Annotated in this window: 5 protein-coding genes; 4 read left to right on the top strand and 1 reads right to left on the bottom strand. The window is 49.7% G+C overall.

Annotated elements, in window-relative coordinates; all coding sequences use genetic code 11:
* Nucleotides 1–2 precede the first annotated feature (2 nt).
* From ASG89_RS22775 to ASG89_RS22765, 3 genes are all read left to right on the top strand, one after another.
* On the top strand, nt 3–1214 hold the full coding sequence (locus tag ASG89_RS22775) for a DUF58 domain-containing protein (protein ID WP_057313357.1): 1212 nt from the start codon (nt 3–5) through the stop codon (nt 1212–1214).
* Nucleotides 1201–3594 (top strand): DUF4129 domain-containing transglutaminase family protein, encoded by a 2394-nt coding sequence (locus ASG89_RS22770; RefSeq protein WP_057313356.1) that lies wholly within the window; start codon nt 1201–1203, stop codon nt 3592–3594. The genes ASG89_RS22775 and ASG89_RS22770 overlap by 14 nt, the downstream gene beginning before the upstream one ends.
* A gap of 171 nt (nt 3595–3765) precedes the next feature.
* Nucleotides 3766–4701: a GNAT family N-acetyltransferase gene (locus ASG89_RS22765; RefSeq protein WP_057313355.1), complete on the top strand. Its 936-nt coding sequence runs from the start codon at nt 3766–3768 to the stop codon at nt 4699–4701.
* 111 nt (nt 4702–4812) lie between these two features.
* On the opposite strand, the gene ASG89_RS37845 is transcribed toward ASG89_RS22765, so the two are convergent.
* Nucleotides 4813–5028 (bottom strand): hypothetical protein, encoded by a 216-nt coding sequence (locus ASG89_RS37845; RefSeq protein ID WP_157276769.1) that lies wholly within the window; start codon nt 5026–5028, stop codon nt 4813–4815.
* A gap of 346 nt (nt 5029–5374) precedes the next feature.
* On the opposite strand from ASG89_RS37845, the gene ASG89_RS22760 reads away from it, so the two are divergent.
* The gene (locus tag ASG89_RS22760) at nt 5375–13495 is read left to right on the top strand and encodes an S-layer homology domain-containing protein (protein ID WP_057313354.1); all 8121 of its coding nucleotides are present in this window, start codon (nt 5375–5377) and stop codon (nt 13493–13495) included.
* The last annotated feature ends 356 nt before the right edge of the window (nt 13496–13851 follow it).

Below are 13851 nucleotides of genomic sequence, written 5' to 3'. Positions count from 1 at the left end.
ACATGAAAAGCTGGGGGAAGACGACGCTATTGCTCATAAGTTGTGTGTTGGTGATCTATTTGGCTTATCGCCAAGGTGGATTTGCTGCGTGGTATCTAGGCATCTGTTTATCCTTGATCTGGCTACAGGCAGGATTGTTTTATGTATTTGCGCTAAAAGGTTTGAACATGAATCGGCGGCTGTCAGGTGATGTGTTTCTAGCGGGTGAAGAGGTGACGATCTTGTTGGAGGTCCAACATCGATCGTGGGTTCCCTTACCGTGGCTGCTGTTGAAAGAAACGTGGATCCATGAAGGAAACGGGAAAAAGCTGACGTACAGCAAGCTGCTGTTCCCTTGGTTTCAGAAGACCATTCTGCTGCCTTACAAAATGACCCATCTGATGCGAGGCAGCTACCGCTTTGCTCACTTTGAAGCTGCGGCAGGGGACCTCTTTGGCTTCGCCCTTCGCAAAGTACAGAGGGAAGATTTACAGCGCTATGTTGTGTATCCGCGGCCGGATGCATTGGGCCGAAGCGGGATGACTTTCCAATCGGAGGAAGGTTCTACAACGCGGAGTTCCAAAGCAGAAACGCCGCTGATCAGCTCCGTTCGTGATTACGTCAGCGGTGATCCGTATCACCGCATTCACTGGAAATCGACGGCTCGTCTGAGCCGTCTGATGACCAAAGACCCCGAGCAGGCCGCCTCCACGAAGTGGATGCTGCTGCTCGATGTTACGCCTGCGGCGGGTCCAGCCCAAGCGGCGCAGCCGCTGCTGGAGAAGGGCGTCGCCCTGGCGGCGGGGTTCTTCGAAGCCGCCGCCAATGGGCGAGAGAGCTGCGGCTTCGCCTGCAGCAGCGCTAACACCAGGCGAATCGCCCCGACGATTCGCCCCGACCTGACGCTCGCGTACGAAGTACTCGCGAGCGTTGGCGGCAAGCCCGCCATTCCCTTTCCTGACCTCGTCAGGAAAGAGGCGGCAGACTTGCCGCTGCATGCGTCGATGCTGTGCATCACATCGACGCTGGATGTGGCGCTGGTGCGCGCAATCGCAGATAGCGGCACCAGGCGCCGAGCCGTGCACGTGATCTACGTGCACGCGCGGCCTTCCCTCTCGGTCGCAGAGCGAGAGGGGGCTTCGCAGCTGCAGGCCGCAGGCTGCTCCTTCACGGAAGTGCCGCATCCGCAGAGCCAGTGGCCAAGGCAAGGGGGTGCCCAGGATGCAACCGCTTGAACCACGCCGCGGGTTACCCGCGCGCTCGCGTACTTCGCCCTTTTTTAAGGAGCATACTGGTACCTCGCACTCAGACAATTGGCAATTAGGCACTTCGGACTCAGGTACTTCACACCCAGATCGATCATCCAGCACCCCATCACAGCTCATCTTCCGCGCAGACAACCTGCCGCCAGCACACAATAGTCTTTTCCGAGACGGCCTCATCACCCTGCTGCTCTTCCTCCTTCTCTCAGAATGGTTGCGACCTTTGGCTTGGATGGGCGATGAGATGATCCAAATTGGACCGATACTTGTTGTGTTTGCGCTGTGTCTTGCACTGGATTGCTTCCGGGTCCCTTATGGATGGGGATGGCTGGCAAAGTGCAGTATTATCGTGGTTTTTATTGGCTATATGTTTAACCGTGAGACCTTGCTTGCTGGAGGATGGATTCTCTCGTTGGTGAGAACGCTCGCGCAAGATTTTGTATATATCGTACAGGCTCATTTTGATCTGATCAGCGGTGAAATGCGTACGCTCCTGTTTCTAATGGGATGGGCATTGCTTCTCTCGGTTGTTCAAGCGCTAATGCTCCAAAGACAGCATAGTCTTTGGTTTGTGATGGCTACTTTGATCTATCTCGTAGGGATACAGCTCGTATTAGGGGCAGATACCGTGCAAGGAATCATACGCACACTAGGTTATGGGCTGCTTCTGATGGCACTTCTCAATCTTTCCAGAATCGAACAGACCTATCGTGTCACAATTGTACGTTCACGCAGTTATTTGCAATGGCTGATCGTTAGCGTGGTCGTTGTTGGTATGTTGTCTGGCGTTGGCTGGTTGTCGGCGAAACAAACCGAGTCCGAGCCTTTGATGAAGCCAGTGAGCTGGGCGCATTGGTATGATCGTTTGTTTGAGCTTTATGAGGAAGAGGCGGGAGTAAGCCCGGTTGTAGCGACTTCGGGTTATGGCCAAAATGATACGTCCTTAGGCGGTCCACTCCAAGTGGACACTTCGCCAGTGTTTACGGCCAGAACCTCCGAATTAACCTACTGGCGCGGTGAATCCAAAAGCTTCTACGATGGCAAAGGCTGGACTCAGCCTACTCAGAAGCTAGAGCCTTTTAAAGCCTCTGCTCCATCGTCAATTTTACCCGTCGTGGAGCAAGAGATTTTGCTGAATGGAAAGTCAGCGACTAAACAATTATTCGTTGGTGGTCAACTGCGAAGCGTAGATACGCTTTTGAGCGAAAAAGGGAAGCCGTTGTCATCGGGTAGTCTTCTGACTTCCGAAACGAGTGGCTTAACGACTTTACCGGAGATCGCAGAACCGCTATCGTACTACAAAGTCACCGTTCAACCCGTTAAGGAAAATCCGGATCTATTGAACACAGACATCGGCGCTTATCCAGAAGAGATAACTAGCGAATATTTGCAATTGCCAGCAACACTACCGCGGACGGTACGGAGCATGGCCGAGCAAGTCACCGATAATCGGTTGACTCCTTATGCCAAGGCCGTAGCAATCGAGCAATACCTGAGCCAAACCTTTCCCTATAGTCTCGAAAAGCCTACCAATCCTAGCCGCAGCGAAGATTTCGTTAGTCATTTTCTGTTCGTTGATCGAACAGGGTATTGTGATCATTTTTCCACGGCTATGGTCGTTATGCTTCGTTCTGTCGGGGTACCCGCTCGGTGGGTGAAGGGGTATGCTCAAGGGTCTGTCAATGCCACTGATGACAATGGGCTGCAAGAGGTTGTTGTCCGCAATCAAGATGCGCATTCTTGGGTTGAAGTCTATTTCCCTTCGATGGGGTGGGTGCCATTCGAGCCGACACCTGGCTTCTCAGGCATATCCGTGGATCAGCCCAGAGATATGTTGACGACAGAAACAATGGAGCAGCTAGGGATGACAGCTTCCCTTACGAATACGCCGGTGACTACATCCGTCATCACCAAATCGGGTGAATGGTTGCATACGATGAAGAATAATCTCATCCAAGTAGTAAGGGCTTATAAGCGTGCTGTTTTCGTTGTTATCGGGAGTATCTGTTTGCTTGTTGGTATGTTTTTCGTATTAAGACGGCAAGGATACTTGTTGCGTAGAACGGAGGAGTTCCCCAGTTACAACAAGGGATCTTCAAATCAACAGCATCCGATTACGCCGTATATGGATCGATTGTGGAGGCAGCTTTTCCGCAAATACGGTGCTAAGCCTGCCAATCAAACGGTACGCGAATATGTCATGAATCTGAAGGTGACCCATCAAGGGCAGCAACAGGCACTGATGGCTTTCGCTCACATCTATGAAAGTGTCCGCTACGATCCGGCGCGTGCTTTGGCCTATTCGAAGCGGGAAATTACAGCGATTTGGAAAGCCATTCAAAAGACACAATAAATCCGCTGTACATCAGTTGTTGATTTTCATTTCATGCTCTTGGTTGAATAGCTTTGTTGCCTGACAGACGCTCGTGCATTTGTAGGTATAAGCAATAGCGCCAGATCCACTGAATGGTCTCCTCGTGATATAATTGGTCGTATCCATATAGAAACGAGGAATTATAACAGTATGACAAACTTACCGAATACATGGATTAATCATAGTAGACCTGCAGTTCTTGAAGACGCCGCTGCGATTACAGATCTCATTATGGCGTGCGATATTGCAGAATATGGTGTTCCAGATATTGTTATTGAGGATACGATCGAGATACTAAATGGGATTCCGCTTTCGACTAATACATGGGTCATCTTCGTGGACGATCAAATCGTGAGCTTTGGGTTTCTGGAGGAGGATCAGACAGGTAAACTATCTTTCTACGGTTATGTCCATCCTTCGTTCATTGGTCAAGGCCTTGGTAGTGTGCTTTTGGGTCAGATGGAAGAGCGGGCATTGCAATACAAGGCGGAGCAGCCTGAGGTAGTTTGGCATCTATCCAATGTAATTCCAGTTAACAATAAGCGTGCGGTTTCGCTGGTGGAGGATAGGGGATACAGGTTTAAAAGGCTTTACAGCCGGATGACCATGGAACTGAAAGGCCCTCAAACGATTGTGTCGACGGCTGATTCAATCATGATTTGCCCGTCCAAACCAGGCAGTGAACCGGCTCTTTATGCAGCTTATTGTGAAGCGTTTCAGGATACGAATCGTTATCGGGAAACAACCTATGAGGCATGGGTGGCAGCCAAGAGTGGCGACCAATATGATCGTAAACTTTGGTTTTCAGCGTATGATGGCGATGAGCTTGTTGGTTTCATCATCAGTAAAAACTTCAAAGACCATGTCTTTGTCGACCTGCTCGGCGTTAGACGTGCATGGCGCAAAAGCGGGACCGGTCTCGCATTGCTGCAAACCGTATTCCAAGCGTGTTACGAACAGGGAATCGAGCATGTGCAGCTTAGCGTGGATGCGGCGAGCTTGACTGGTGCCAACAGATTATACGAGAGAGCTGGAATGACAGCATCTTTCCAAATGGGCTTCTATGAAAAGGAGCTTCTGAGCTAGCAGAGAGATACTCGCTTAAAGATCAACTTAATAAAGGTTAAGGCAGATTTCATATGGCCTCAGTTTGTGAAAGTAACCCTTATCTGGTGCAATCCAGAAAGGGTTATTTGTCTATTTCAGCTTCAAATCCACTGTGGATCCCGATATTTGAACACATGGTGCACAACATGGTTCCCAAAGGGAACGTAGATGCGCTATTTCGTCGATATCGGTTGAAATTAACTCCAAGCGGAACGTAGATGCGCTATTTTGCCTTGTTTCGAGCTGATTGGCGTATTTGAGCTTAAATAACGCACCCTCGTTCCCCTCGATACCAATTTCGTTCATTTACCCGTAAATAGCGCATCCTAGTTCCCTTTCCATCAGAGTTATCTTTTGGGACAGCCCCATTGCATTTCTAATCCGAAGGTAATCAGATTATGGTGCTGCGGCTGCAGGATGTACCTGATCATGTTGGGAGGAATCCCGGCTTCTTCCCGCCATCTTCCCGAAAATTGCCCAAAAGCTTCCCGTAAAATCAGGAATGCTCTACTCTGTTTTCCAGGATTTCCCGCGATGTAATCTATAAAGAGGGGAAAGTAACATTTTGGAAAAAATGGAGGATGCGGCAAAATGACGTACGGCGAAGGAGCAATTGAACGTTCAAAGAACGAAGGAGGTAGAGAGATTTTTTATGATGCTTATCATTCGTAAAATAGCAAGTGTTGCACTCATTCTTAGTCTATGTATGACTTCTGTTGTTCCGGTAGGAAATGAGGGAATAGCGGTGGCGGCTGTTAGCCAAGAGGCTTTGGGGCAGGCAGCTGCGGCTTCTTCAGAGGAGGTTTTGCCGGATTGGGCCAAATCTCAGATAGAGGATCTGCTCCGAGCAGGGCTGCTTGAAGGATATGAGGATGGCACGTTTCAGCCGGATCGCTCCATCACCAGATCAGAAATGACGGCGTTGATCGGTCGTGCTGCTGATGCCTTACAGCTAGACGGGGAGGAACAATCAGGAACCATTCTGTTTCAGGATGTGCAGGAGGAGTGGTTTGCGAGCCACGTTCAGAAGGCTGCAAAAAGAGGCTGGGTCCAAGGGTTTGCCGACCGTTCATTTCGGCCCCATGCACCGGTTACTCGTGAGGAGGCTGCTGTGATCTTTACTCGATTGCTGAAGCTGGAACATGGGGGCGTACTGGATTATCAGGATAAGGCCATCATTCCCGATTGGGCTGTACCTGCAGTCACTGCCATGTCCCAGACAGGGTTCATGGGAGGTTACCCCGATGGAACGTTTAAGGGGGGGAAGCCTTTGACGCGGGCCGAAATTGCCGTGCTTCTACACCGAATTTGGATGACTTGGAAGGAGGCTCAGCCTCAGCCTTTTAGCGTTAAAGTGAACGGGTCGAATGGCGAGCCGTTGGCTAATGCTCATGTTACTTTACACCAGCAAGGAGAGCGCTCGGTCCGGGAGTGGGGGATGACGAACGCAGAAGGCGTGCTTTCCTTGCGATTGCCATATGGACAATACGAGGTAACGGCGGGCGCAGTAGGATCAGCGGCTCATGAAGCCGTAAATTTCCGTAAGGGAATGAAAGACGTCCAGCTCAATGCCGTGCAAGCTGCGGTCTTCAAAGGAGCCGTTCTGGGAGAGGATGGTAAGGGAATTGCCGGCATTGTGCTAGCTTTTGCAACGAACCCTACTTTCTTTGCTGTTACCGACTCGCAGGGTGCCTTCACAGCGTATGTGTTGCCTGAACGCAATTATCGGGCAATGGTACTTGAACAACAGGAGAATGCAGTCCTCTATAGTGGCGATGTTCCTGCATTTATGCACAATTTAGATAAGGATGAGACGAATCCTGTCGGGTGCAAATGCCGAATTCAGTATTTGAAGCAAGAGCTGAATGCTGCGAAACCAGGGGAGGTTCGAGATCTAGGAGTCCTACAACTGGCTGACATCAATAAACTGCCGGGCAACGGTGGTGGTGGTGGTGGCAATGGAGGAGGTAATGGAGGCAGCAACGGCGGTACGCCTGATCGGACGCCTCCGACCATCCCGAGCGGATTTTCGGCAATTCCCCAATTGCGTGCGGTCGATCTTCGCTGGAATGGGGTGGCTGACACCGATTTACTCCACTACAAATTGTACACTTCAATGAATGGCGGCTTAAGTTGGGGGCCTGCCTCAACCGTGACTGGAGTTACTTATCAGGCAATCAATTTGATAGCTGGGACCCCCTATACCTTCGCCGTAAGCGCGGTGGACAGAAGCGGGAATGAATCCGCTAAATCGCCGGCGGTCACTGCCGTGCCGTTCGAAGGAGCTGATGTCACTCCGCCAGAGGTACCGAGCGGGTTGGCAGCTTCTGCTGGGGTGGGCAAAGTCGATCTTCAGTGGAATGCGAGAAGCGAATCAGACTTAGCAGGGTATCGGATGTATACCTCCACGGACAATGGTCTAACGTGGGGCATTGGTTCCAGGGCGGTGACCGGAACGACTTACACAGTGACACAGTTAACCTATGGCATGCTGTACACCTTTGCAGTAACGTCCCTAGATCTCAGCGGTAATGAATCGGCGAAGTCTGGCACCGTTTCCGTAAAGCCGCTTGCCGTTCCCGATCACACGCCGCCGGCAGTGCCCGCAGGACTGATGGCTACAGCTGGTGCCGGTAAAGTCGATCTGCAATGGCAGGCAGTTGCAGAAGCTGATCTGGCGGGTTATATCGTGTATTACTCGAGTGACAACGGAATGACATGGACGACAGTACCTAGTGCGATTACGGCAGCGAATTACTCCTTATCCGGCTTGACACCGGGAACTTCCTACAAGTTCGCCGTAACGGCAAAGGATATGGCCGGCAACGAGTCGGGCAAGTCTATAGAGGCGCAAGCCACAATTCCCGTGCTTATTGAGTTTCCCCCAGATCCAGTTGAAGTCGCAACTGAAATTCCAGTGGATGGTACATCCACTTTCGCTGGCAATAACACATTCTTATTCAGCGGCAGTAATCCGATTCAGACCGGGGTTACACCTGGAGCGATTGAACCGGAACGCTTGGCGGTTCTGCGCGGAGCTGTGTTCGACACGGAAGGGAAGCCTTTGGCCGGAGTGACGGTTAAGATCTTAGATCATGGTGAGCTGGGCCGTACGTTGACACGTGCTAACGGAAATTTTGACCTTGCTGTCAATGGCGGGGGCACCGTCACGGTTCAGTATGAGAAACAAGGCTATATGGCTATTCAGCGAAACACGAATGCGCCATGGGGGGATTACGCGACTCTCCCGGATGTCGTGCTTAAAGCTTTTGACACCAAAGTAACAACTGTAGAGCTTTCCGCAGGTACACAGGAAATTCAAGTGGCCCAAGGAAGCCCGACGACAGATGCTGATGGTACTAGACAGGCTACAATGTTAATTCCAGAGGGCACGACAGCCGTTATGAAGCTGCCTGACGGTTCCACGGTGCCGCTTCCTAGCATGAATGTACGGGCAACGGAGTATACCGTTGGAGATAAAGGAATGCAAGCGATGCCGGGCGAGCTGCCAGCCTTCGTAGGCTATACCTATGCAGTAGAGCTATCGGCAGATGAAGCCGTAGCTGCAGGTGCGACAGAAGTTCGTTTTAGCCAGAAAATTTATACGTATGTAGATAATTTCCTCCAATTTCCAATTGGGGAGACGGTTCCTTCGGGATACTACGATCGCGAGACGGCGAAGTGGGTACCTTCCATGAATGGAATGGTAATCCAGATACTTGCTGTAGAAAACGGTCGTGCGGCCATTGACGGAGATGGAGATGGCTTGGAGGACGATGCGTCGGAGCTTGCCGCACTTCAATTTACGGAATCTGAGCTCCAGAAGCTAGGGGGATTATACGCACCCGGAAAGAGTTTGTGGCGCGTACCGATTGAGCATTTTACCCCGTGGGACTTTAACTGGCCCTATGGACTGCCCGAGGGTGCCACGAATCCGCCTAACCGGAAACCAAATTCCAATAACCCGAATGTGAACGACCCGTGTCAGAAGGCTAGCTCAATCATTGGCTGTCAGGAGCAGACGTTGGGCGAAGTGATTCCAATTACGGGGACGAATATGTCCCTGCATTACTACAGCCGCAGAGCTGAAGGATACGAGGCCAAGTCGACACTGGAAATTCCTGTCATGGAAGGGGCACTGCCACCGTCAGTTATTGGGATCGGCGTAAACATTCAAATTGCGGGACGCACCATAACGAAATCACTTTCATTAGCACAAGGGAATACCCCCTATCGCTTTACGTGGGATGGCAAAGATGCCTACGGGCGTCAGTTAATCGGTTCCCATCCGTACGAAGTGACTGTGTACTACCTCTACAGGCCTGTGCTCTATGCTACTTCCAAGAGTTTTGCCAACAGCTTCGGTCAAGTAACAGGTGTTTCTACGAACGGTTATCGTAGTGTCGTTGCGAACGGCCGCTCTACGTCTACCATATCCACATCAAGGACTTGGCATGGTGTTGTAGAGAGTCCTGTTGATGTCTACAAGAATATGGGACTTGCGAGTTGGAGTCTGAGTCCTAACCATCACTTGGACAATGAGTCAGGAATGCTCGCCCGAGGGAGCGGCTTTGTGGAACAGCATCCCAAATCCGGTCTCAATCCTATCGAAGTTATTTTTAGGGACGGAGCAACTAACCCTGGAAAAGGTGTGCCAGCGGTTAATAAAACGACGATTCCGACCATTACAACAGTAGGCGCTGATGGGGATATGTACTTAACTACTTACAGAACCACGGATCAGCCTGCTCCCGACAATGTTCAAGTAGAAGTATTTCGAGTGAAGAAGAGCGGGGAGGCACAGCTTGTTGGCACTATGAAAAAGCATCTTAACCTTGATTCCTTGAAGGTTGGACGGGATGGAACCTTGTACGCAACGAGTTGGGGAACGTACCGCATTTGGAAGAAGTCTTTGATAGATTCAGAGTGGGTTCCAATCGCTGGGAGTGGGGATATCGGCGAAGAGTATGGGGATCCGAGGGAAGGTATTCTAGCGACGGATGTAAGATTGTATAACCCCAAAAATCTCGAAATTGCAGACGATGGAAGCCTGTATTATACCGATTCCAACCGATTATATCGCATTGGACCGGATGGTCTTGTGACCCATTATGGATTCAGAGGCTATAACAATAGTGATTCCTATGGCGTGTCCAGCGGCCCAATTAGCAAAAGGAATATTGGAAATGTTGCAGACATTAGTCTTGGACCGGACGGATCCCTGTATCTACTGGACGACTGCGGCGGTACCTACTGTGCCTATACCCGAATTCGGAAAATGTCACAGGATGGTAACCTCTCCTTAATTACCGGGGCTAGTCTGAGAGTTGCCGAATTCTATGATGGGATTCCTGCGTCCAAAGCCTCCTTCCAAATTACCAATAGGAGGATGGAAATTGATCGCTATGGCAACATTTACTTTATATCGGATGTAACTGGGGACGACAAGCTGTATAGAATTACACCTGATCAGATTATTGAGGAAGTAGCAGGCGATATGGTGGCTGTCATTAAGCAAAGAGCCAAGGATGAAGGAGCGATCATGGGATCGGTGCCAATTCGCCTTCTCTCGCTAGGACCCCAAGGAGAAATTATCCTGCAAGTGCAGCACAACAAGGCTGGCAGTGATTTGTTCTATGTATACAGCATTAATCCTGAAGCGAAGCAGGAACTGATCAATGAGAGTGGAACGGAGCGTTATTTGTTCGACGTTAGATCTGGACGTCATGTCGAAACGAAGAACGCGCTAACGGGCGGGACGATTACACGTTTTGCCTATGATGCGCAAGGAAGATTAACGAAGTTAACGGATCGAAATAACAATGAGGTGAAGGTAGAACGTGATGGGAACGGGATACCAACCGCGATTGTGGCTCCAGGCGGTCAACGAACTGTCCTTACCGTAGAGCAGGGACAATTGACGAAGATTGCGAATCCGGCAGGGGAAGCTTTTGCAATCAAGTACGATGACAAGGGCTTATTGACTGAATACACGGATCCCAACGGGCATGTGCGGAAATATGGGTATGATGAAGCGGGCTATCTCATCTCCTCCGAAAATCCGCTACAAGGCAAGTCGACTCTGACTCGCGATTCCTTTGCCAATGGTTATAAAGTCACCTACACGACACCTGGCAATCAGAAAACGATGTATGAGGTGACTCGCGAGGAAGGACAGCTAAAACGTGTCAGTACAGATCCATCCGGGGCAAAAACGACTTCCGTGATCAAAGATGATGGAACAGAAACAACGGATTATGCGGACGGCACCAAGATTATTCGATTTGGCGCGCCTGACCCACGCTGGGGCTATGAAGCACCGATGATTTCCAGTATGACCGTTACGGCTCCGACCGGGCGTAAATGGACGTTTGGCGAGAAACGCCAAGCGACGCTGGAGAGAAGCAACGATCCTCTGAGCCTAAAGTCTCTTACTATGACCTACACGATGTCACAGACGTCATCTGGCACCACAACGGCGACTTCATCGGTTGTATTTGATGTAGCGGAAAAGAAATTCACCGAAACGAGTGCCGAAGGTGTTATCACTAAGACTTACTTGGATAGCAAAGATCGGGTTGTTCGAGTGGAATACGCTGATTCGAGAATAGCTCCCGTCGTTTTCATTTACGATGAGAAGGGAAGGCTGCAGAAAGCGCAGCAAGGAGAACAGTTCGTAGAGCATACTTACGATGCGAAGAATAGACTCCTTGAAGTCAAAGATGCGGCCGGTCAAATCAAACGATATACCTACGATGATGCGGATCGTGTGATTGCGATTGAAATGCCGAGTGGCAAGATTTTGCGCAAAGGCTATGACGATGTGGGTAATCTGACGGAGGTTACGACATCGAATTCCGATGTCTATTATCAATCCTATAATGGATTGGATCAGTTTAACGGCTTTATGCCCCATGGTGCAGATGATGCTCTGTCCGTCATATATAATGCTTCGGGCAAGTTCGATAAATCCGTTCTGCCAAGTGGTCGCGAGGTGCTTTACGGGTATGATACGACTGGACGAATCAATCTGTTAAACGATCTCGATATTTCCAGGAATTTTACTTATTTAGGAAATACAGATCGGGTTAGCACAATGGAGAGTGTGTCCGCAGCGGCCCCTGCCTCTAAGATGACGATAGGCTATAAATATGACGGTTCGTCTGTCACGGAGATGACCTGGAGTGGGCTTGCCAACGGGAAGTTCACCTATACCTATGATGGTTATGCTAATCTCAAAGGAATTACAATGACAGCCGGCAATGTAACGAACAAGTTGACTGCGATAAACTATGATAAAGATCTTAATTTGACGCGATTTGGACCGTTCACATTTAATCGAGGGGGTCCAGCGAAGCGGGTGGACGCTGTTACGGATGGTACGTTAAATGTCGGGACCCAGTACGACACTAACGGTAGAATTAAAGATAAAACGTATAAGTTAGGCGGAGTAACCGTGTATAAGGTGGACCACGTTTTCGATAAGCGGGGCTTTGTAACCAATAAGACGGTCACGACGGCAGCAGGCATTGAAACGTATGCTTACGGCTATGGAGACGATGGCCAATTGACACAGGTGAGCAGAAGCGGTCCTAATGGTTCTTTTAGCGAAGCCTATGATTATGATTCGAATCGCAATCGAATTCTCCGAGAGGTGACCGGATCCACAGCAGAAACGGCAGAGTACGGAGCGTATGATTTGCTGGAAAAAGCAGGCTCTGTCTCCTATGTATTTGATAAGGATGGCTTTATGACAGCCAAAGGCGCAGATACCTTCCGTTACGGAACGAGGGGTGAGCTACTCGAGGCTACCCTAAACGGGGAAACTTATCAATATGGCTACGATGCGCTTGGGCGCCGGATATCAAGGGAAGCCTCTGGGAAGAAAACACAGTTTTTATTTGGTGATCCCAACGCTCCACATAGGCTGACAGCTGTTGTTGAATCAGATCAATCCGTAAGCAGCTATTTTTATGATGAGCAAGGCAAGCTCTTGGCGTTAGAAAAAGGTGGAATTCTCTATTACGTAGTTACTGATGCAGTTGGAACCCCGCAAATGATTCTTAAAGGGGATCGAACGGTTGTGAAAAAGCTGCAGTATGATAGCTTTGGAAACTTGATTTCGGACAGCAATCCGTCATTTACACTAGCTTTGGGATACGCAGGCGGTTTGGCCGATGATGGCACGAAGTTGGTTCGCTTCGGCTTCCGCGATTACGATCCACATTCAGGCCGGTGGACAGCGATAGATCCTATCCTGCTGGATTCTGAGCAAGCGAATCTCTATGCCTACGTGAACAACAATCCAATTCAATATCGTGATCCATGCGGTTTGTTCTGTGTTGGTGCCAGCGCCTATGAAGGCGTTGGAGGTGGAGGTAAGGTATGTATTACCGACGAAGGCTTCTCTGCTTGTGTGGAAGCAGGGGTGGGAGTTGGCGGCGGTTTTGAAATCAATCCTATGGAGGATTTATCCAATACCGAGCTTGTTGCTGAGGCAGCGTTCAAGGCATCCTGGGGGCCGGCATCCTTCTCGGATGGCATTAAGGTGACTAGCAGTGGCGGCGATTGCCCTCCTCAAGTTTCCTTGACGGCTAAAGCAGAGCTTGGACCATTCGGTTATGACTTCATGAGTCCATCAGAGTCATCGATTAATCTGGAAGGTGACCATTTCAACACAGATATAAAGGACGCCAAGAATGTATTTAAAAAGTCAGGTACCAGCTTTGAAGCAGCATTGAAAGCGAAGGCTTGTGCGCAATACAAGTGGTAATGCAATAGCGAAATTGGCATTAGCAGGGGAAACCCTGCTAATGCTGTTTTCATATACACCCGGAAGGGAATTTATTTCAAGCGTAGATGAAGGTTCTTATATGGTTTTATTGATTTCTTTGCAACATACAGAATAAACTGGCTTACTTTGCAAAAACTTAGTATAGGTCCTATGAGAGTCTTCGTTATAATTCCGCAGAGGGTACTCTAGTCAAAGCGGGAAATTACAGCGATTTGGAAAGTCATTCAAAAGACACATTAAATCCCCTTTACATCCTAGGTGCCTAATGTTTAAAATTAGTACCTAGAAATAGCGGTAAGTGGACAAGGGTTCCCCAATCTTCAATCGCTATGAAC

The sequence above is a fragment of the Paenibacillus sp. Soil766 genome, from assembly GCF_001428105.1.
GTDB lineage: Bacteria > Bacillota > Bacilli > Paenibacillales > NBRC-103111 > Paenibacillus_E.
The sequence above is the reverse complement of the archived record's forward strand: the minus strand, read 5'-3'. Positions and strand labels throughout refer to the sequence as shown.

What these genes read in the sequence shown, in the direction of transcription:
- ASG89_RS22775 (WP_057313357.1), top strand. Translation starts at nt 3, where the DNA reads ATGAAAAGCTGGGGGAAGACGACGCTATTGCTCATAAGTTGTGTGTTG.
- ASG89_RS22770 (WP_057313356.1), top strand. Translation starts at nt 1,201, where the DNA reads ATGCAACCGCTTGAACCACGCCGCGGGTTACCCGCGCGCTCGCGTACT.
- ASG89_RS22765 (WP_057313355.1), top strand. Translation starts at nt 3,766, where the DNA reads ATGACAAACTTACCGAATACATGGATTAATCATAGTAGACCTGCAGTT.
- ASG89_RS37845 (WP_157276769.1), bottom strand. Translation starts at nt 5,028, where the DNA reads ATGAACGAAATTGGTATCGAGGGGAACGAGGGTGCGTTATTTAAGCTC.
- ASG89_RS22760 (WP_057313354.1), top strand. Translation starts at nt 5,375, where the DNA reads ATGATGCTTATCATTCGTAAAATAGCAAGTGTTGCACTCATTCTTAGT.